General features: G+C 41.2%; 16 protein-coding genes and 1 pseudogene. 5 read left to right on the forward strand and 12 right to left on the reverse strand.

Going from position 1 to position 21,975, the window contains the following annotated elements:
- On the forward strand, positions 1-290 hold a 290-nt coding region (locus tag H6G97_RS17160; protein WP_190941949.1), incomplete at its 5' end, for a transposase.
- Between the two features lie 14 nt (positions 291-304).
- Here H6G97_RS17160 and H6G97_RS17165 read toward each other — a convergent pair.
- Positions 305-2,742: pseudogene (locus tag H6G97_RS17165) on the reverse strand (ATP-binding protein); the annotation flags it as partial.
- 642 nt (positions 2,743-3,384) lie between these two features.
- On the opposite strand from H6G97_RS17165, the gene H6G97_RS17170 reads away from it, so the two are divergent.
- Positions 3,385-3,645 (forward strand): hypothetical protein, encoded by a 261-nt coding sequence (locus H6G97_RS17170; RefSeq protein ID WP_190941950.1) that lies wholly within the window; start codon positions 3,385-3,387, stop codon positions 3,643-3,645.
- Positions 3,646-4,125: 480 nt separating this feature from the next.
- Here the strand turns inward: H6G97_RS17170 and H6G97_RS17175 are convergent, their stop codons facing one another.
- Positions 4,126-5,052, reverse strand: coding sequence for a phosphodiester glycosidase family protein (locus H6G97_RS17175; RefSeq protein WP_190941951.1), 927 nt, complete (start codon positions 5,050-5,052; stop codon positions 4,126-4,128).
- A gap of 1,661 nt (positions 5,053-6,713) precedes the next feature.
- Between H6G97_RS17175 and nifH the strand changes: the two genes are divergently transcribed.
- Positions 6,714-7,604: a nitrogenase iron protein gene (gene nifH, locus H6G97_RS17180; protein ID WP_190941952.1), complete on the forward strand. Its 891-nt coding sequence runs from the start codon at positions 6,714-6,716 to the stop codon at positions 7,602-7,604.
- A 438-nt stretch (positions 7,605-8,042) separates the two neighbouring features.
- On the opposite strand, the gene H6G97_RS17185 is transcribed toward nifH, so the two are convergent.
- The 5 genes from H6G97_RS17185 to H6G97_RS17205 form a co-directional block, all read right to left on the reverse strand.
- Positions 8,043-9,296, reverse strand: a complete 1,254-nt coding sequence (locus H6G97_RS17185; RefSeq protein ID WP_190941953.1) for a DUF4912 domain-containing protein — start codon at positions 9,294-9,296, stop codon at positions 8,043-8,045.
- A gap of 385 nt (positions 9,297-9,681) precedes the next feature.
- On the reverse strand, positions 9,682-9,915 hold the full coding sequence (locus H6G97_RS17190; RefSeq protein ID WP_190941954.1) for a hypothetical protein: 234 nt from the start codon (positions 9,913-9,915) through the stop codon (positions 9,682-9,684).
- Between the two features lie 52 nt (positions 9,916-9,967).
- Complete coding sequence (pyrR, locus tag H6G97_RS17195) at positions 9,968-10,504, reverse strand: bifunctional pyr operon transcriptional regulator/uracil phosphoribosyltransferase PyrR (RefSeq protein ID WP_190941955.1); 537 nt, start codon at positions 10,502-10,504, stop codon at positions 9,968-9,970.
- Between the two features lie 108 nt (positions 10,505-10,612).
- Positions 10,613-11,584: an adenosylcobinamide-phosphate synthase CbiB gene (gene cbiB, locus H6G97_RS17200; protein ID WP_190941956.1), complete on the reverse strand. Its 972-nt coding sequence runs from the start codon at positions 11,582-11,584 to the stop codon at positions 10,613-10,615.
- A gap of 43 nt (positions 11,585-11,627) precedes the next feature.
- Positions 11,628-12,068: an Rrf2 family transcriptional regulator gene (locus tag H6G97_RS17205; RefSeq protein WP_190941957.1), complete on the reverse strand. Its 441-nt coding sequence runs from the start codon at positions 12,066-12,068 to the stop codon at positions 11,628-11,630.
- A gap of 486 nt (positions 12,069-12,554) precedes the next feature.
- On the opposite strand from H6G97_RS17205, the gene H6G97_RS17210 reads away from it, so the two are divergent.
- Positions 12,555-12,968, forward strand: coding sequence for an AbrB family transcriptional regulator (locus tag H6G97_RS17210; protein WP_190941958.1), 414 nt, complete (start codon positions 12,555-12,557; stop codon positions 12,966-12,968).
- A gap of 112 nt (positions 12,969-13,080) precedes the next feature.
- On the opposite strand, the gene H6G97_RS17215 is transcribed toward H6G97_RS17210, so the two are convergent.
- Complete coding sequence (locus tag H6G97_RS17215; protein WP_190941959.1) at positions 13,081-14,985, reverse strand: chloride channel protein; 1,905 nt, start codon at positions 14,983-14,985, stop codon at positions 13,081-13,083.
- 477 nt (positions 14,986-15,462) lie between these two features.
- Between H6G97_RS17215 and H6G97_RS17220 the strand changes: the two genes are divergently transcribed.
- Positions 15,463-15,849: a hypothetical protein gene (locus H6G97_RS17220; protein ID WP_190941960.1), complete on the forward strand. Its 387-nt coding sequence runs from the start codon at positions 15,463-15,465 to the stop codon at positions 15,847-15,849.
- 324 nt (positions 15,850-16,173) lie between these two features.
- On the opposite strand, the gene H6G97_RS17225 is transcribed toward H6G97_RS17220, so the two are convergent.
- The 4 genes from H6G97_RS17225 to H6G97_RS17240 form a co-directional block, all read right to left on the reverse strand.
- A complete protein-coding gene (locus H6G97_RS17225) occupies positions 16,174-17,793 on the reverse strand; it encodes an ArnT family glycosyltransferase (protein ID WP_190941961.1) in 1,620 nt (539 codons plus the stop codon).
- Positions 17,794-18,493: 700 nt separating this feature from the next.
- Positions 18,494-19,801: a recombinase family protein gene (locus tag H6G97_RS17230; RefSeq protein ID WP_190941962.1), complete on the reverse strand. Its 1,308-nt coding sequence runs from the start codon at positions 19,799-19,801 to the stop codon at positions 18,494-18,496.
- Positions 19,802-19,911: 110 nt separating this feature from the next.
- Positions 19,912-20,271 carry a VOC family protein gene (locus tag H6G97_RS17235; RefSeq protein ID WP_190942003.1) on the reverse strand — a complete coding sequence of 120 codons (360 nt, stop codon included), beginning with the start codon at positions 20,269-20,271 and terminating at the stop codon, positions 19,912-19,914.
- Between the two features lie 98 nt (positions 20,272-20,369).
- A complete protein-coding gene (locus H6G97_RS17240) occupies positions 20,370-21,974 on the reverse strand; it encodes a hybrid sensor histidine kinase/response regulator (protein WP_190941963.1) in 1,605 nt (534 codons plus the stop codon).
- Position 21,975: the final 1 nt, after the last annotated feature.

Consider the following 21,975-nt stretch of genomic DNA (forward strand, 5'->3'; position numbering starts at 1 on the left):
AAATCTTGATAATTCTAGATAACGCTAGTTACCATAAAAAGAAAACTATATTGGCAGAGATTGAAAAAAACTTACCAAATATTCAACTATATTTTCTGCCTGAGTATAGCCCAAATTTGAATTTAGCCGAACTTGTATGGCATTCGGCGAAAGAATACATATCTCATCGCCTATTTAAATCAGTAGAGGAACTGAAAAACTTATTAAATAGGTTGTTAAATCAGGGAGAGTTAATAATTAGATGGGGAAGAAAAATTAAAAATAAAGGTAATGCTGCTATTGCAAACTAAATATGGAACAGCTTATAACGCCATTGTCGATCCAACACAAAAAACTGGTCTTGGATGCCAGCTAGGACAGTCTCTAGATGTGCTTTTGTCACCTCAGTTTCAATTCGCAATCCTTGTTCGCGTTCCATTGCGTCTTGGCGGAGACGAGCCATTTTTAGGGCTGCCTCTACCCGCGCCAACAATTCACGGGCAGAGAACGGTTTGATCAGATAATCATCGGCTCCTGCTTCTAACCCTTCCACCCGTGCCTCTTCCCCCGCCCGTGCCGACAACAGAATGATGGGAACTTTTCGCGTCTGCGGATCATCTCGTAATTTTTGCAGCAGTCCAAAGCCATCCAATCCAGGCATCATCACATCTGTCAGTACCAGGTCTGGGACACGCGCACGAGCAGAATCCAAAGCCGCTAAACCGTCCGGCACTGATTCCACCTCATACTGCTGACTTAATAGACGCTTGACATAATCACGCATATCTGCATTGTCATCAGCTAGGAGAATTCGGGGGGAGGAGCGGACGGGCACAGAAGCAGGGGAGGCAAGGGAAGAATCTATATTGTAGTAATCTTGAAGAATTTCTTCTCCCCCTGCTTCTCTTCTCTCCCTGCTTCCCCTGCTCTCTTCTCCCGGTAGCCAACGCAGTGCTTCTTCTAGATAGGGCTTTGCACCTGATGCGGTTGAAGTTAAGGTTCGAGGGGTGTTAATCCGGTCTGAAGGCAAATGAGCATATCCTGTTGGAATTGACACAGTAAAGCAAGTGCCTGCTCCTAGAACACTGGTAACATTAACTGTTCCACCATGCATTTGCACCAATTCTTGCACAGTGACAATCCAATTCCTGACCCTTCAAAAGTTCGTCCTTGCGCCCCTTTGACGCGATGGAATCTTTCAAAAAGGTGAGGGATTTCTTCTGCTGGAATACCGATTCCTGTATCTTTGACTGCTAACTCAATATGGTCATTTGACCACTGCAAACTGACTGCAATTTCTCCAGCCATCGTGAACTTAAACGCATTTGAGAGCAGGTTAAGCACAATCTTTTCCCACATTTCCCGATCTACATATACTGGTGCTGGAAGAGAAGGACAATTGACTGATAACTGCATTTCTGCCCGTTCTATCGCTGAACGAAATACACTAGCTAGTTCTGCGGTAAAGGTGGCTAGGTTGGTAGGTTCATAAGAGGCTTGAACCCGTCCGGCTTCAATGCGTGAGAAGTCTAACAGGCTGTTAACCAGTTTCAGCAAGCGGAGTCCGTTGCGTTGCACCATTTCTAACTGCTCTAGTTGTTTGGCTGGAAGCAGAGTGGCACAATTGATTAAAGTTTCTTCTAGTGGCCCCAACATTAGGGCAAGTGGGGTACGAAATTCGTGGCTGACGTTGCTGAAAAAGACCGTTTTAGCGCGATCAATTTCTGCCAAAGCTTCAGCGCGTTTGCGTTCTTCCTCGTAAGCTTGGGCGTTAGCGATGCTAGCTGCAATTTGAGCTGCAACTAAATCGATGAATCCTTGATAATTGTCATCGAATAGCCTGAAGGGGTTCAAACCAGCAATCAATATACCAGCTTTTCCTGTTTGACCGGATGGGGCAATGGGTACTGCGATCGCTTGATGAGGCGATCGCTGCCAAACACCACAAGGTAAACTACTAAAAGCCACCTCTAAATTAGAAATCAGTTTTGCTTGATGCGTTTTGATCACTTCCGCAAAAGGCCAAACGCAATCAGCATCGAGAGCCACTGTTTCAGGAACTGCTAGGTGGTTTTGGTCAATGCCACACGTTCCAGCCAGAAAAACTTCTTGTTTATCGCGATTAACCAGATAAATCATTGCGAAAGTGAGATCGTAAGGATTGCTTTCCAGGCAACTGGCACTCAGCGTACAGGCTTCATCAAATGTCCGCGCATCTGCTGTCCTCGCCGCTAGTTCGCGCAAAAGTGCCAACTGGCGCTCACCAATGATGCGCTGCGTGTCGTCTGTGTTGGCGCAGATGATCCCACCAGTCTCGCCCTGATCATTAGGAACTGGGCTATATGAAAAAGTATAATAGGTTTCCTTTGGGTAGCCGTTGCGCTCCATAATTAGCAGCAGCGCTTCGTCATAAGTTCCCTCGTTCTTCAGCATCGCTGATTCGGCTCGAGGCCTAATCTGATCCCATATTTCCCGCCATACGTAAGAAGCTGGTTGCCCTAGTGCTTCTGGATGTTTGCCGCCAATAATAGCTTTGTAAGGGTCATTGTAAAGGTTAATGAGTTCTTCGCCCCACCAAACAAACATGGGTTGGCGGCAAGTCAGCATAATCCGCACGGCAGTTTTCAAACTCTGTGGCCAGTGCTGTGTTGGGCCAAGGGAAGTTTTTGACCAATCGCGTTCTCGCATCAGCGAACCCATTTCATCCCCGCCGAGAAGGAAATTTACGTCGCCGTTGCTTGCTGACGTTAACTCGTTTTTCATTAATTCCTTTCGATTGGTCATGCGCTGCTTACAGCCTACATCTGTGGTCGTCTTTTAGTAAAAATACCCTCTAAATTTCAGACGTTTCCACTCCTAAACAGTCATTTTAGAGGATATTTAAGGGCATATACAGCGTGAAATGCTAATACTGTGACATTTCAAAGCATTGAAATTGTCTTTTAGGGGCAAATTGCTGCTTTGGCTATTTTCTATTGTCAGCTTTATATCGTCAATACTCCAAGCTCTCAAGGCCGATTCTCATTCATAACTCACCTAACTTTTCTTCTCGGAAGTATATTGCTTTATTGAAGAAGAATTCAGCAGTCAAAATCAAGACGCTCTCTACGAGACACTCTTGCTAGGTTGCTTCGCCGTAAGTAAACTGGTGCTAGGAGGCATATAGATCAAACTTTATAAAGCACTACTATATAATATTATAAATTTTTACGACAGAGTGTTCTTTTACGTCTATTACTCTTGGGATAGAGATTGTAATCTCAAGTGAAAGCATCAAAATTATCATCATAAGCTTAATTTATAATTTTAAAAAACAAGACAACTTGATTTTCTTCTTCCAATCGCTTTATCCTGAAATCAGTAGAGATTTGATGCCCTATCAGACCGAAGGCAAGTGCAATGATCATGAAAGTTTTTCAAATCACTTTAGTGGTCTTAGTACTTTCGATTAACTTAGCAATTTCTTTTCCCTCTTGGTCAGAAACAGCGCCTTATTTAACTAGTAATCCTGACTATTTTAAAGTTGGACAAAAAGTTATTTGGCTGTACAAGCCTCGTGCAGATTCTAGCGATGTCCAAAGAATTCCCGCCGAAATAGTCAAGTTAAGTTCTAAAAAAGTGCAAATCAAGGTGTACAAACATAACCATGAATTTGTCAATCGTTAGGTGAATCCAAACAAACTTGAGAATTTGCAAAAACTTAAAGAGTTTGCACTCTAAAGTTTCGCCAAATGCAAGTAAATATAATAATTATAGCCAGCTAAAAAACTATTTTCAATTTTTAAACAGATTGAAAAAAGACTTGAATCTCCAAAGATTTAAGCTCAATACAGTTCAGTTAAGCAATTTTTCTTTCTCTTCCTTCTCTCTCCGTGTCCTCTGCGTCTCTGTGGTTTGTTAAAAAAACAACTTTGATAAAGAGTGCTAGCCTTAACTGAACCGTATTGGATTTAAGCTATTAGCCCAAAAATAAATTTTTGGGTAACTTTTCGACTTTTAAAGAAACTTTCTGTAAAAAACTTACAGCGCTTCCGGCTATTATGCAATATAGTTATCTCCTTGCCCCTCTCCTATCATCGCTTTTAGCTTTTAGGATGTATTTTATAGCTGCCGGAAGTGCTGTAAGTAGTGGTTAGCATAACTATTTTATTTTTTGTAAATCAAAAAAACTGAACCGATTGGCCCAAAATTTTCTACATAAGTTTTCTGGTTGTAATACAATCCTGGAGACATACCTCCATCAAATAAAATCCCTTCTTGAATCCTACCTAAACAGTTGTTGCCAGCAATGCCTTCGAGGAGATTATCAAACATATCTGGTAGTAACTCTTGATTAACTTGAGATAAATCAATATCTGAATTAGCTTTCAAGTCATTAACTAGTAAAATTACATAGCCTTGATTAGTGATAGCTGCCAAAGAGCGATTTCTAGCAGTCTTACAGGCAAATTTTCCCAAATCTTGACAAATATCTTTAAACTTCCCCTGACGATAAAATCTGCCATTACCACCCACTAAATTGTAATTGAGAATATTGCTTTTTCTTCTGCCAGTTTGGATAGTAGCCTGTCGCTGGTTGGGTGTACCTCCCGATATTCCAAAAGAAGAACGTTTATTTTTAAATGCTCCTGAATACTCTACGCCACGAGAAACATTTAAGCCTTGGGGTTTATCATCAGTACCTATATAATCAGCATTGATTGCGGCAATTGGTAGCTGTCCATTTAATTTAGCATTCTCATCAGTGATGAGCTCACGAAACTGTTTTGTTACATATTCTTTACGCAGTTTTCCTCTGGCATCTTTGGCGTAGAGTTTATGAGATAGACCAACATTAACTTTGAAATCTAATTCTGCTGATTTGGGATTAAAAATAATTACATTGTTAATACCTCTTTGATTTTTTTTACCTTGATTATTGGTTTTAAAAAAATCAATACTGAAGTTAACATTTTTACCAGGGCAAGCTTTAGATGCTTTTGGGGCTGAATTTGCTTCCATTTTTTGACAACCTGATAAAAAACTTGCACCAATTATCCAGATAAATAACAAAAACAATTTTTGTGTATACATAATAATTCAAAAAAACTGCTACAGAATTACTATAGCGGGGAATAATTTAAAATTTTAGTCTAGAGGTAATTTAATAGGCAAAACCTAAGAGAGCATCTCTAAAGTTTTGCTTTAGGTCACAGGTAGGTGTCCGCCTACCGCAGGCAATTTAATTTTTATCAGGACTTACGCAAAATTATAAAAAAACGAACCGCAAAGGGCGCAAAGAGAAGAAAGAAATGCTTAACCCAAGCGTATTGCTTTATGTTCAATACAGCCAGGGGGGTCAGCAAGCAAAAAGACAGTAGTAATTTATACTTAAATTTTCGTTATAACTTAGATTAGTATTCACCTTTTAGAAAGAGTATTTGCATAAATATTGCGGCAAGAATTCTTCTTGAATCTACTTTCTTTAGAAAATTTTTGGCTAAAAAATAAGAAATTATATTTTCGTTGTGAAACATTACTTTTAAACACTTTTATAGAATACCCAAAAGTATCTAACTTCACAAATTGATTATAGTAAATAATTTTATTAACTAGCAACCTGTGAACGCGTAACTTATGACTATTAAAGATTCTAAGGATAATCTTTTAGCTAGTAAACAAATAATTTGAGATTCTGCAAATAAATTAGTAAGATGTATGTTATGGTTTTTATAGGAATCAAAACGGTGAAAGCGCAAAAAAACTTCAATACAAGTTTGAAGCAAGCTCAAGAAAGTTTTTTTGCTTTGGTAAGTCCACTTCAATTAGCTACATCTTTTTGTAACAAAAATCTAAAACTAGATTGAGTAGGATAGTAGCCTCTGTAACAACTTGAAGTCAATCAAAATTTATCTGGGTATGAGCCAATAAGAGTTGGCTAACCTAGCTAGAACATTACCCACCAAAGGCAATTACTCTTGGGGTCTGGGAAGAAAGACTCTTAGTACAGCCTGACAAATCCATAAAAATAGAGAATATTTACTAACTTAGTATAAGCGGGAGCAAATATTTTCTACCGCGAACTAAGTTGAAGCAGTTACTGACTTTTGGAACGAAAACTCCAAGCAGAATGGTGTCGTTCCATAATTTCTAGGAATTTAACCATACTGTTACAAGTCACTAAGATATTATCTAAGCCAGAGTATTAGGATCTGCTGATGCAAGCATTACATCGCTGCATCTGTAACTACTATTTTTAGGCTGAGATTCTTCGCTGCATCAATCACGAAACGAGAAGCGCTATAGATGTTCTTGGCGATTTGACATCAGCAAAATCAGAAAAGTTGTAGCAACCATTTAAGAGTGGATTGCAGATTGGTTGGTTGTGTGGTTCAGAGAACAAATAAATCTGCGTTCATTTGAATTCCTGCTGCAACCATTCTTAAGGCTTGAGCAACCATTTGGGATTCTGTTACAACAACTGACAAAGCTGAAGTCATAGTTTCGAAGACTTTGTTATTAAGAGATACAGATTTCTCTATCCCTTAAGCGATGTCTGACGACAAGTGAGTCTGCGTCTACGCTCCGTGGGTAAATATGTTCTGATTTTAACTGTTTTTGCCAGGGTGCGGTGTTTAGCGACAAGTTGCTACGCATCTACGCCAACAGGCTCTACTTCCCTACAGCACCAAGGGTGAATATCTCACACCAAGCTTCTGAACTCATCAATTAAATTATTGTAGGAAAACACAACCATGACTGAGCAAAAGATTAGACAAATAGCTTTCTATGGTAAAGGCGGTATTGGTAAATCTACCACCTCTCAAAACACCCTAGCAGCTATGGCTGAAATGGGTCAACGCATTCTAATTGTTGGTTGCGACCCTAAAGCTGACTCTACCCGTTTGATGCTACACAGTAAAGCTCAAACAAGCGTTCTTCAATTAGCTGCTGAACGAGGCGCTGTAGAAGATATTGAACTCGAAGAAGTAATGCTGACCGGTTTCCGCGATGTACGTTGTGTAGAGTCTGGCGGCCCTGAGCCTGGTGTGGGTTGCGCTGGTCGTGGTATTATCACCGCTATCAACTTCTTAGAAGAAAACGGTGCTTACAAAGACGTTGATTTTGTAAGTTACGACGTTTTGGGTGACGTTGTGTGCGGTGGTTTCGCTATGCCTATCCGTGAAGGTAAGGCACAAGAAATCTACATCGTTACCTCTGGTGAAATGATGGCGATGTATGCAGCGAACAACATCGCTCGTGGTGTTCTCAAATATGCTCACACTGGCGGCGTGCGCTTGGGTGGTTTGATTTGTAATAGCCGTAACGTTGACCGGGAAATCGATTTAATCGAAACCTTGGCAAAACGTTTGAACACCCAAATGATTCACTACGTACCTCGTGACAACATTGTACAACACGCAGAATTGCGCCGGATGACTGTTAACGAGTACGCTCCTGACAGCAATCAAAGTAACGAATATCGGACATTGGCTACCAAGATCATTGACAACAGAAACCTCACTGTCCCCACCCCCATTGAGATGGAAGAGTTAGAAGAATTGTTGATTGAATTCGGTATCTTGGAAAGCGACGAAAATACCGCAATGCTGGTTGGCAAGTCTGCGACTGAAGCACCTGTCTAAAAGTATTGCTAAGTAAATAATGAACTAGGGTGGGCAAGTTGCCCACCCTTTTCCCAATTTTTGCAGGTTAAGGCAAGAGACGCGATTCATCGCCGTCTCTACAATAATCAGTATTTTATTGCATGAACTGGGCAAGCAAGAAAAATTTCACCCCAAGGGCTGTTATTGCAGATTACCGAGGAAATTACTAAAATTTCAAATAAGTAAATGGGCATAAATAAATATAATATGTTCCGTCATTGCGAGTGAAGCGAAGCAATCGCAAAGTCTCTGGGATTGCTTCGCTTCACTCGCAATGACATCTTATATTTAATCATGCCTACCTACTTATAAAAGTTTTTTGTGATCTATTAAATACTCAAAAATCCCCCTGAAAAAGGGGGATTTTGATTTATTTTCCCGTTTTTAAGGGAGGTTATGAGGGATATTTAACATCCTCTAAGAGAACCATTCTAAAACAGCTTCTTCTTGGGTGTTAGTATTCCGAGATGGTGTTTCACGATTAAATTTCATTTGAATTGACCGGGTTTGCTCACCATCAGCAGCTACAGCCAAAATCGGATAGTCGATTAAACCATCCTGGAAGGACATTTGGAAGCGGAATGTCCCGTCTGGATTTAGCTTAATTTCACGACCACCAATAGTTACGGTAGCATCGGGTTCGGTTGCACCGTAGACTATCAATTCAGCATCGGCAATTAACCAGAACTGGCGCGGACGCATTGGTACGGCGGAGGCAGAGAAGCCAACACCTGACATACCCACACCGGAAGCGGTTAAGCCAGATACGGTGGGAGCTGCCCACATACCCACACCAGATGGGAAAATGTAGGAGCTAATGGGTTGCACTCCACCTGCTACTTGATGCTGGGAACCGAAGATAGAACCAGCAACTCTTAGCGCTTCGGCAGATTCTGCTAAACCAAATATTTGGTCGTAGATGGGGTTGCCGTTACCATTGACAACAGTATTACCATTGGCGGTTGCTGCAATCTTCTTGGCTGGGGGAACTAGTTCGTACTGAGTCTTACCACGTAAATCTTCTTCAAAGTTGACGGTGATGAAGACATCTTCTATCCAGTCTGAAGGATAAACGGGAGGAATGTGTACTCTAGTTGAACGAGCTAGTACTAACCAACGACCATCAGCAGTACGATAGCCGATATCGATCACATAATCGCGATCGCTAACTGGAACTGGTATATACCATTCTCTAGCTAGTTCATCAGCAGGATATTCTTGAATGCTGTGGGGGCTTTGGTATTCGATATCAATATCAGTGACATCATAAATCCGTAGTGCCAATTGTTGTCCCCCTTGGCGGCGCAGTTCCTGTTTGTGTTCATTGGGAACATCCCAGTAAGTGTAAGCCCACTGAGGATCACGCGGTAAGAGTACAATCCGGCTATCACCGTAGCCAGAAGCCAAATCTGCCAGTCCTTCATCAACATCAGCTAAAGATCCACCAGTACGATCTTCCTGACCTAATTCAAACTTTGCAGCTTCCACGGTTTCTTGTGCCTCCAATGAACGAGATGGACTGAGTAAGGTTTTGCTGCGCTGGACATCTTGGATTGATGCCAACAGTTGTGATTTACGCATTCGGCTATAGCGAGAGATGCTATATTCACTAGCAACTTTGCGTAGTTGGCGTAAGGTCATCTCCTCTAGTGGCGGGCGTTCTTTTGCCATTAATTTGGCCTCCAGTAGTTTAAGCGGTAAATGATTTCCCCTGGTTAAAGAATGCTATGTAAAATGTCATCCATTCCAGATGAATTTCTTATCCTGACTCCTGGTTTTGCCCAGTTGTTACGTTTTTTAATCTGTTTTTAAATTGAGCTAAGATCCAATCAATTCCTTAGTTCTGCCAAAATTAGCATTTCTTTGGGATCGGAGGAGTTTTATTTGTTAAGTCAATATTAACCACTAAGCATATCTAGGGATCAAGTGTTTTCTATAGGTTTTTTAGCTGTTTCACGAATTTATCAGCCCTTCTGGGATCGGATTGTCATGTTTTCATAACATTAGCGCCTCTGCCTATGTTGAGCGATCACCCCAATGTTAACTTTCCATGACATTAAATTGTCGGCATTCGACTAATCAAATCTTGAAACCGTTCTGCGGGACTTTTCTCCGCTTCTGGGGATATTTCGTGGCGACTGGCATACAGTTTCTGATTCAGATCATCAAAGAAAAATAGCAATTTGCGGCTTGTGCCAATCTCCTTTGGCATAGCCGCGGGAATATCTAGCCATTCTCCTGATTTGAGGTAAAGCACCATCCGGCCTTCTTGGTTGAGATGCTTTGCCAACTCTGATGCTTATAGTTCTATCTCCCAACTCGAAATGACAAGGGACAAATGACTAATGACTAATCAACTCCACTGCATCTCGTCCATCAGAATTTTGTAAGAAAACTTTGACAATTTCTTCTTTAGCAGTAGGTAACTTTTTGCCAATAAAATCTGGGTGAATTGGTAATTCTCGATGGCCTCTGTCTACCAATACAGCTAAACGAATCACTTCTGGTCTACCGTAATCGTTGACTGCATTCAAAGCAGCGCGAATCGTCCGTCCTTTGAAAATCACATCATCTACGAGTACAACCGTTTTCCCCGTCAGGTCAAAAGGAATTTCGCTTTTTGTTGGAGTTCGCAATCCAATTTTGTCAAGGTCATCTCGATAAAATGTAATGTCCAAAGCACCGACTGACACGGCGACACCTTCCAATATTTCAATCTGACGCGCCAACAATTCGGCTAATAACGCACCTCTGGTATAAATCCCAAGCAGCACCAGTTGAGATAAATCACGCGTCCTTTCCACGATTTGAGAGGCAAGGCGAGTTAAGGTACGACGGATTTCTTCAGATGAGAGAATTTCAACTACTTTAGCAGACATGGCGAGTGATAAGTTAGGAGTGATGAGTTAAGAGTTAGGAGTTTTTATTCTTAACTCCTGTACAGACACGATTAATCGCGTCTCTAACTCCTAACTTTATACTTATCATTACCTATTTGGAAGTATTAAGAATATAGCGATCGCTATTCCCAACCATATCAAAAAACAATATCGAGTCAGCTGCAAAGCATTCTGAATAGAAGTTGCAGTAATAGGATAGATAGCATCTCCTAGCAGTGGTTTGTCCTTAGCTACCCCGCGATACCAATTTGTACCTCCCATCTGCACACCCAAAAAAGCAGCATAGGCGCACTCACTCCAGCCAGAATTGGGACTAGGATCATTAATCGCATCCCGACGGCAAATTCGCCAAATATACATCGGTTTACCCGATAACAGCGCCAGAGTTACGACTGTTAACCGACAAGGTAGCCAAGTCAAATAATCTTCCAACCGCGCACAAAACCATCCTAAATAAGTATAAGGTGCTTCCCGGTAGCCCACCATTGAATCAAGGGTACTACTGGCTTTATATGCCAAAGCTAAGGGAGTTGGCCCAATAACTGGTATAAACACACCAACAATTGCATAAAAAAGCGGAGCCATCACCCCATCGGTAGCATTTTCTGCAACTGTTTCTAAAACGGCTCGTAAAATTTCTGCTTGTGAAAGGTTTTGTGTATCTCGACCAACATAATTACTTAAAATCTTTCGAACCTCAGCCAAATCTCCTGCTGTTAAAGGTTTTAAAACAGCCTCTGCTGCTGCTCGTAAACTTCTGCCAGCAAAACAACTAGCCAAAAGAATGCTATTTATGGCAATTCCCAATAACGGATGAACCAATCTGGCAATTTTTATAATCAAAAAGCCAACAAGCCCGCTACCAATTATTAAAATAATGCCTAAGACAATTCCTGCTAAACGTTGTGTTAGAGAATTTTGACACAATTGGAGAGAAAATTTGCTTAAGCGAGAAATTACCCAGCCCATAACTTGCACTGGATGAGGCCAATCCCAAGGATCGCCAATTAAGTAATCTAAAAAGGCAGCAATTATTAAGATATAGATACTATTAGTCATAAGCCACGAGTCAAAGGTCAATATTTAGACTATTGACTCTTGACTAAACCACAAAACTTGCTTCTTCTCCCAGGGAAGCTTGTCGGCTACGAGCATCGTAATAAAGGTCTGCCAGAGTAATACTGTACAAAGCTTCTTTGAGTTTTTGGTTGAGTCTCTGCCAAAGGCTAAATGTTACCCAATCTTCAGCTTGTGTCGCTGCTGGGGTGTGATGGGGTAAATGGCTAGTTTCGCCAACTGCTTCTAAAATTTGTCCTATAGATATTTGTGCAGGCTCTCTTGCCAATTGGTATCCGCCGATGCTACCACGAATTGATTTAACTATTGACGCACGACGCATTTCTATTAGTAGTTTTTCAAGGTAAGGAGCTGGGATATCTTGGCGTTTAGCGATCGCTCTCACAGATGCAGGGCCATATCTTGGCTGTAAACTTAAATCTAGCAACGCCTTCACACTATAGTGTCCTCTGGTAGTTAGTTTCATTTTTGCAAGCTTTGTTGTTTGTAGTTATTTGTCCTTACACTAATTCTTTGCGAAACTGCACAAAATTAGGCTTGGTAAGACAACTTGGTCTGAGCAACTGGTTCTATGCAACCTCACAGGTAATCGGTATTAGTCATTTGTAAATATCTAATGGCTAATGACCAAGGATCAGTTTTACTTATCGTTTTGTAACTTAGTTACCATCTAAAGCTTGTAGACAACTTTTCGAGCGTTAGTTTAGAAAACTTAAAACAAATCTAGTCTAACAGTGATTCACTAACTATATATATAGTTATCAGCATTGCCAGCATTCTCTAAAATAGATTGTTTTAGCAATATTGGTAATGGCATAACAATTGTGCCTATCAGTGTAATATACTTGGCTAGGTTGAGATAAAAACTAAAGGATTATGTTCCTATTAGCTCAACCTCAGCTAAAATAAAATCGATTCAAACACTTCAAACATTCATTTTCGACCTAAGTTGATGCCTAAACTGAAAAAAATTGAACCCCTACTCGGTGAAGAACTGCTCAAAAAAGTCAAAGAGCTAGAGAGCGAGAGCAAGGAAGATAAAGCCAAAAAGTGCGGCTACTATACCGTTACCAAAAATGGTATAGAGCGCGTCAATATGATGAAGTTCTTAAATGCCCTAATTGATGCTGAAGGCATTCAGTTGGACAGTACACCCAGCGCTAATGGGCGTGGTGGACGTAGTGCTAGCTATAGAATTAGTGTGCAATCGAATGGTAACTTACTTATAGGTTCAGCTTATACAAAACAGATGAATCTTCAACCAGGAGATGAGTTTCTGATCACTTTAGGCAAAAAGCACATTCGTCTAAAACAGGTAGATCCAGAAGATCAAGAAGATGATGAAGCCATAGACGCTACAGCTTAATAAATTGTCATTAGTCAATTCTCATTTGTCTTTTGTCTTTTGTGAAAACAATGACTATAAACAGTCATTAGTCAAGTGTCATTTGTCCTTTGTGAAAAAGAATGACTAATGACTAATGACTAATGACTATATCTGTGGTGGGTAAGACTGGTAAATAGTGGCGAAGTGCCTTGCGCGTGACGGCTAAATTGCAGGTTAATGCAATTTGCTCTTTTTCTAGTAAACCCAAAATGCGATCGGGTTTGTCTCGTGCTACCACTGGTAGTTGATGCAAACCTCGAAGACTCATGCGGTCTAAAGCCTCAGATAAAAGTTCATCTTGCCATGCATAGAGTATTTCAGTAGTACAAATGTCTATGAGGGTTTGACTGGATAAATTATCTGGAATTTCAGTTGGCGAATTTGAGTAAGTTTGCCGAAGAGCAAGGGCACGATTAATATCTTCCAGAGAAAGTATACCAACTAATTGCTCTGCTTCATCAACTACTAAAGCACTGCGGACGCGATCGCGGATCATTTCCACAGCAGCTTCTAATACCCCAAGGGTTGCAGGCAGCTTTTTTGGACAGGGGTACATAGCATCTTCTACCAAAATTTGCTGCACAATTTCCGCTTGTTCATCTTTCAATTCCGAAAGACCAATTTGTTGTAAGTTAGAGTTAGAGTTAAAAGTTGGTTTAATCCTTTCCGCTAGCCAAACACTCAAACCCACAGCTGCCATCAACGGTAAAACAATCCGATAGTCGCGGGTTAATTCAAACAACATTAAAATAGCCGTTAACGGCGCTCTCACGCTAGCAGCTAATACTGCTGCCATTCCCACCATTGCATAAGCTGGGGGAGCCGCCATTTGATCGCAAATATTCGGGAATGCCACAGCTAAAATTTTGGCGTAAGCTGACCCAAAAGAAGCACCTAAAAACATTGCTGGTGCAAACAAACCGCCGATGAAACCACTACCTGTACTAATTGCCGTCATCAGTAGCTTCACCCCTAACAGCAGCACTAACAGGTAGAGGGGAAATTCCACATCCTGAAGCATTGCTTCTACAGTTTCATAACCTACGCCCAGAATTTGCGGGAAGTGCAAAGCAACTGCGCCAATTATCACACCGCCAATAATTGGATGAATCGGCTCAGGAATTTGCCCCAAAAAAGTGAAACCTGGAACCTTTCCAGCAAAACAGGCTTTTGCTGCCCGAATTGATTGAGTATAAGCCAGAGAAACAAGGCTGGCCCCTAAACCTAAGCCAAGATAAAGGGGTAACTCCAAAGGACTGCGGACTTGGTAAGCAGGCAAATCAAAAGCAGGTTGTGCCCCCAAACCAATTTGGGCAATTAATGCTGCTACCACCGCCGCTAGCAGCACCACACTTACAGCAGAAGTAGCGAAAGATGTAGCTCCCATCACTACCTCTAAGGCAAAAAATACTCCAGCGATGGGAGCATTAAATCCCGCAGCAAGTCCAGCTGCCGCCCCAGCACCCAACAGCAAACGTTGTCGTTCTTGAGATACGTTAAGGATCACAGAGAACAACATTCCAAAATTTGCGCCAATTTCTACACTCGGCCCCTCTGGCCCCAAAGAAGCACCACTCCCCAAAGAAACAGATGCGGCCAGCATTTTTGTAACTGGTCGTAGTGGTCGCCTAATCTCTTTTCCCTGCGAGACGGCGATGAGAGATGAAAGTCCAGGGCCAAAGTCTTGAGTGCGCCAGCGCATTAAGCCAACAATTAATCCGCCAAGGGTGGGAACGCAGGCTAAAGTCCAAGCACCCCATGCACCGATTTGACCCATTAAATTTTCCAGCATTAACTGGTGAATCAGCTGGATTAAATAGTGAAAGGTGACTACACCCATCCCAGTACCACCGCCAATGAGCATGGCTAAAAACAGGACAACGGTTTCTGGGGATGGTTGAAAACGATTAATTAGGTGAGCTAAACGAGCGGAAGGTGTAGGAAAGGCAGGTTGTTCCGTTACCTTCCTCAATTGAGTGGGAGGCAAGAGAGTCATTGAGGGGTGGGGTAAATGTAAGAAAAAATTTAAATTTTTATCTGTTACTTCTCATTGTGAGCCATTATTTAGCAACCAGACAAGTAGACTTCATTTGCTTGATTTACAAACCTTTAGCCAGAAATGTCATTGTGCAAAATTTTTGTAGGGAGAATGGTTAAATAGGGGACAATTATTATTTAAGGGTTAGCGATCGCTAGGTTGGGCATAGCTGCGGTTAGTGGAGTGCGCCTCTGCGCCGACGCTATCGTTTATAGAGACAAGAGAGTTTTTGTGGGTTGGGTAAACGCATCGGCAAACAAAAACTTGGAGTCATCCTTGCCTAAATCTAGCTATACTCGTCTTGCGACCATTGAGCCATCCTTGGTAGTAATACAATATATGTATGGTTTATGCCTAATGTTAGACCATACATTGATTCCAATTCAATATAGCTATTGTTATAGAGCGAGTAAATGGACTAGGCGGACGAGGTAAATGAATATACACACTTTTGATAATCATTATGTTACTTGCCCAATTTGCCAAAGAAATGCTACGCCAAAACCAGTTAAAACACGCATGGGCTTGTTTTGCTGTCCCTATTGTCAGGAACGGCTAGTCGTTTGCCAAAGCGGTCATTATGTCCGCGATCCGTTTACCTGGAGACAATTGATGATGTCTTCATCGCTACGTCGGCAAAGCCGACCTTTAGCGAGGATTCTCAGAGATTTTGTCTTGCTCAAACGTCCTATGGTAGCCTTGGCTGTAGGAAGTGCCATTTTTTTTAGTGCGATCGCTCTTACTCAAGAAAGCACAAACTACGATAGCCAAATTCTTCCCAGAACGGAAAAAATTAATGAACCAGGAAACAAATCTCAGTAAATGGATTACTTTTGTATAAATCAGATTTTACTTTGATTTTTGTAATATTATAACTAAATGCTTGTGTGAAACCGTGTCTTATTGCCCTAAGTAAGACACGGTTTCACATTATGTTTGCTGAAATACTGATCGCTGATTAGGTCAGTACTTGAGTACTCAAGGTAAGCATTTTCAGTAGTAAAGTGTTTACTACAAACTGTTATTTATCTATTTATACTTAGCTAATTTACCATAACAATTGGAAAATCGGGATAAGTAAATGGGCGTAAACAAATATAAGGGGACAAGAGGACAAGGAGAATAACCATGCCCAATGCCCCACATTTATAATCGTTCAGTGTCTTTTGTAATCAGTTTCCAGCCTTCAGCTTGGTCAATTAGCTTCATTGACTCTAGTTGAAGATTGTTAAAAGCAGATGCATGAAGTAGAAAGTAGGGTTGGCCGTTGTAGTGCCAATAATATTGGAGTTCACCAACAGAAGCGGGAATAATGGTGCGATCGCTATAATAATCTAACGAGGGACGATGGTGGGGAAAAGATGTGTAAATCTTCTTCGTCGCTGGATTTGCCCGCAAAATCATCGCTGCTACTGGTTTAACTGGATAGGCTTCAGATAATTCCCAAACCCAGTAGTTAGATTTCATTAACAACAGCAGCGAAATATAACTTCCCCAAAACAAAATCTTCAGAAATTGACCATCGCCCCGTTCTGCCAAAATAGCTGCTAAGGTCATAGTTAAAGCCACTGTTGCAAAAATCAGTTGTAGGTCTGTTTTTGGTGTTGTGCCCCAACTAAAATAAATACTACCAGCAGAAGCAACTACAGCAAGTATTGCCAAACCAGCAACCCAAGCACGGGGATAGGATGAGAGTAAAGGCGAATTTTCTGTTTCTGATAACTGGATACCAAAAGCTAAGGCTAAACTAGGGTAAATCGGGAATAGATACCAGGGAACTTTGGTAATCATGAAAGAAATTAGCAGCAGGTAAACACCACTCCATGCCATTATTAGTTTTGCCCAGCTAAGGTTGCGATTTTCCCAGGTTAAGCGGACAGTTTGCGGTAAGAATAATAACCAAGGCCATGTGTATTTGAGAAGTTCAATCACATAGTACCAAGGTGGTTGAGAATTCCCTTCTACAATTGAGCCAATTCGGCCTAATGATGGGTTTGCAAGGCCAATTTGAGCGAAAGTATAACCGTATTCAATTAGTTGAGCACTATACCAAGCAGCGACAGGCAGAATGCCAATTAAGATTGCTATCCAGAAATAGTAACAGGTGAGCAGTCGTGGTGTATCCCAAAACAGAAAGACGATCGCGATCGCACCTAGTAATATGCCTAGTAATCCTTGAGTAAGGCAAATGAATCCGAAGCCAATGCCAACACCAAGACAATAACGTAAATCTCGGCGCGATCGCAACACGCACAACATCATCACCATCAAAAAACTTACCATTGCCCCATCTAACATTGCTAACCGCCCATGACGTACCACAGGTAGCATTGTTAGGTAAATCAAAGCGCTATAAATTGCTGCCCAACGCTGGCGAAATATCTCTTGAGCAATGCAATACAGTAAAGGTACAGATGTCGCTGTTAAAATTGCTCCAGGTAGACGCGTTGTCAACTCATTTTCGCCTCCCAAAGAATAAGCCCAAGCAATTAGCAAATGCATCAAAGGCGGCTTGTTGTGATACGGTTCGCCTCCTAGTGTTGGGTAAAGCCAACGCATGGAACCTGCTGGTGCTTGCCAAATTTCATGAGCAACCTGTGCCACAGTACCTTCATCCCAATCTCGCAGCGGCAATCCTCCCAGATTGATGCTAAATAGTAATACTGCTGCCAACAGCAATACTATTAGCCATACCCAATCAATCCATTTGCCAACCGTGCGATGCTGTTTTTCCAGATGACTCCAAATAAAACTTCCTTCTTGCATATTCTATGTTAATCATTTTACTTGCTGGTTTGATTACATAGAGACATCTAGCGAATCTCCAATGTTGCCACCCAGTAACAACCTATGTTCTTAACAATTGCTAGTTTCCAAGATTAACTCAAATTTTTATAATTAGCGCTATTTTTTGAAAAATTTATCTTAGTTATTTAAACAACATTTTAGTGGACAAATGATAAAAATAATACAAACAATAAATTATTTATTACCTTTTGAGCAGTTCAGGTATTAACTAGAATCTTCTTTATTACCCTTAGTTTAATCTTTATATACTTAGTTGTAATACCTTTTGTTTGTGAGGTTACACCAAGTTTTCTCAGCTTATTATTTTTTTATGTCTCTACAAAAGCCTAGCTATAGCTTGATTTTGCACCTTTGACGATTTGTTTCTCATATAGTTTTGTGTATCTTAATACAGAATTTTTATAAGGCAGATTAACCACGAAAATCCAAAAATAATTGTTAGGAGTTTAAATTGTATCCTGATGGGAAAGTAATCTTCAGAATAAGATATAAGTATTGAAGATGAAAACACAAATTTAATATTCAAAACTGCAATGATGAAAATCAGTATTTTGGATAGATTTATTAAAAGGTATAGAACTCAATATAATCAGCGAAAATATTGGGTTTATTTCCTCAACCCAACCTACTATTTTTCACAAAGCCAAGCGTATTTAAGTTAAAAAATGAAAATAACCTGGAGTTGTAATTCTTTATTTTGAAAAGTAATGTCAATTTGCCTGATAAATTCTCGAAAGTAAAATCGTCGCTCTGTTTCCGACAAATCTAACCAAAATTGTGGTATCGAAACAGCTTGAGCAACAGAACGCAAGTTAACTGGAGGGAGAGTTGCCAACTTTGCTTCGAGTGCAGAAATTTCTGTACGGAGTTTGTAAGCTCTTAACTTTGCTGTTTCGGCATCTAAAATTCCAGTTTCAATTAAAGCGGGTAACTGGACGAGTATTTCTTGCTGACGAGCGATCGCTTGCCCTAAACTATTCTTTACTGCATCCAACTGCGGAAAATTCATCCCTGCTACGGCCAGTGGTAAATCACGGCAAACCGTTTCAATTGTATGTTCCAACACCTCTTGGTAAGAAATAGCCTTACACTTGGGGCGTTGGGGGCAGCTAGTAGAACGTAAATAAAGATACTCTTTATCTTGGTTGCGTTGGGTGACATGGGTAACTGTCAAATGTGACTGACACTGAGCGCAGACAACCAACCCAGCTAGAGAACGCGGTGCGCTAGCAGTTCGGGTTGATAAACGGCTGTTACGGCGTAAAAGTCGGTCAACTTGGGCTGCTTCTTCTTTAGAAATGATCGGAATATGGGTATTGGAGATAATTTCACCATTTTGGTAAGCTGTATTGCCGCGATAAACTGGATTAGTCAGCCAGCGCCTTCCTGTGGTGACAGAGATTTTCTTGCCGTATTTTTTTGCCAAGTAACGAACTGAACCTCGCAGGGAACCATAAAGTAAAAAGTGTTCAAAAAAATCTTTGACTACTGGCGAAGTACTGCGATCAACAGTATATTTTCCCTTACCTCTGCGATAGCCGTAGGGAACTTTGCCGGGTGGCGGTGCAACCTCAAGACGATTACGGGCGTGTCCTTGACGGATGCGGCGACTACGTTGTTGACGTTGGATTGCGTGTAGCAAATTCAGCAAATCAGCGCCCAGAGGGTAATTTTCGGAAGTGTATGGTTGTTCAGTGGCGATTACTGCTATTCCCATTACTTCGACTTTATTTAAACGATCGCTAATTTCCTCTACAGTATCCCCCAATTCTTCCAACCGACGAATCAACAGATAATCTGCTGGTTCAGTTTCGCAATCGGTAAATAATTGTTGTAATTGCGATCGTTCAGAAGAGTCTGGCCTGCCCAAATCTTCATAAACTCGATCTACTTCCCATCCCCAATCGGCTTGATCGGGAGAAGATTCTAAAAGCGGATCGGTGTAAGAATAGGCAATAATTTTCATTTGTCATTTGTCATTTGTCATTGGGCATAGCTGAAAAATCAATCAATAGTTTTTCTTCCCCTGCTCCCCCTGCCTCCCCTGCCTCCCCTGCCTTCCCTATTCCCCACTCCTCACTGCTGGCTCAACTCGACAATATTCCCATCAGGATCTTGAGTGAACAGGGCAGCGCGACCGGAGGCACTGGTTTGAATGGGATAATTATAATTTAGTAATTCCTGTTTGGCGGTGTCTAAGTCAGCAACAGAGAAAGCAATGTGGGGATTGCGCCCCCATTTTTCGTTTGGGTTTTCCGTAAGGACAGTAGGCGCAACTATCAGGTGAAGTTGGTAGTTGCCGACTTGATACCATGCACCAGCGTATTTCAAGGAACGATCTATTTTAGATAATCCCAACACTTTGCCATAAAATTGCTCGGAGCGTTCTAAGTCAGTCACAAGAATCGCTGTATGGAGACTTTGGGTAATCTGCATTGTCGGTAATATGCGATCGCGTTTATTTAGATTTTGACTTACTTTGAACTCTTTCGGGCAGTGAGGAGACAATTACAAATGACAAATGACAAATACCATCAAAGGCTCAACGGCAGTTTAACTGTAAACGTTATCCAGCCTTGAGTGCTGGTAACTTCTATTGTGCCTTGGAGATATTTGACTAACTTCTTCACTAATGCTAAACCTAATCCTGTACCGCTCTGTTGCCAGCGTTCGCTTTGAGGAATTCGGTAAAACGGCTCAAAGATTCGAGATTGTTCTTTTTTCGGAATTATCACCCCAGAATTGCTAATTTTAATTTGAAAGTAGGGAGCTTGAAGATTAAGTAATACACCAAATTCAGCATCTTCATTAGTGTCGATTAGCCGAACATCGACTGCAATCTGTTCATCAGGCGGTGTATATTTACAAGCATTGTTGAGTAACTCGGAGATAATTTCGGTCAGGCTAGCCAAGTCTGAAACTAAGGGTGGTAAATTTGGAGCAACGCTAACTTTGAATAACTGTTGCCTAGCTTGAGCGCTTTCCTGAAAATATTCGGCAACATGAGGCAGCCAGCTTTGAAGTTGAATTGAAGTTAATTCCAAAGGATACATATCTGCATCAATCATCCGCATGTGCAGTAAATTATCTACTAAATCTAGTTCTTGTTCGCACTGATCGCGCAGAATACTTAAATAGCGGGCTACAGATTCAGATGGGGAAAGTGCGTTTGCATTTAAAATTCCCTGCTGATCAAGAATATTTTCTAGCACGGAGATTGCCATTTTGATGTTTGATAAGGGCATTCGCATTTCATGAGAAGTGGTTGCCAGAAAATCCTCTTTCAACTGGTTCAGCCGTTGAAGTTCTGCCACTTGAATTTCTAGTTGTCGGGCACGTTCAGTTGCGAGATTGCGTTCTTCGGTTAAACGTCGTTGTGTGTCATCCCGGAAAACTAGGACGGCTCCTGTAATTACACCATTGTTATTTCTCAGGGGAGTAGCACTATCAGCTATTGGTATATTTATCCCGTTTTTAGCAACTAGTAAAACGCCACTCTCTAGATAGATAATAGTCTCTTGTTGGAGAGCTGCGATAATTGGATTTTCTACCGGAAGCTGAGTTTGTTCATCAATAAGTTTGATAACTTCAGTTAACATCCTGTTCTTAGCTTCGTTCCATCGCCACCCCGTCAGGGCTTCAGCTACCTGATTGATGTACTTAATATGTAATTCATTGTCTACTACAATTACCCCATCGCCCATTCCTCGAAGCACAGAACTCAAAAATTGCTCGCGATCGTAGCGATTGAGTGCTGTTTGAATGGCAACATAAAGTTCTTGCTCTTTGATAGGTTTGAGAATATACCCAAAGGGGGATGTCAAGGTTGCCCGCTCTACAGTGAACTTATCGGAGTGACCTGTAACGTAGATAATAGGAATTTGCAGATTATGCCAAATTTGCTCTGCTGCCTGAATGCCGTCTATTTCACCTCGTAACCTGATATCCATTAAAATCAAGTTTGGGCGTAGCTTAGTCGCTCTTGCGATCGCTCCTTCTGCGGAGTCGGCAATATCTAAGACAACGTATCCCAGAGACTCTAAAGTTTCTTGTAAGTTGATAGCAAGAATATACTCATCTTCAACGACAAGGACTTTAACTTTATCCTTTTTCTCTGTCTTTAATGGGATACCAATCATG

Origin of the sequence: Nostoc flagelliforme FACHB-838 (assembly GCF_014698065.1) — a bacterium.
Taxonomy (GTDB): Bacteria; Cyanobacteriota; Cyanobacteriia; order Cyanobacteriales; family Nostocaceae; genus Nostoc; species Nostoc flagelliforme_B.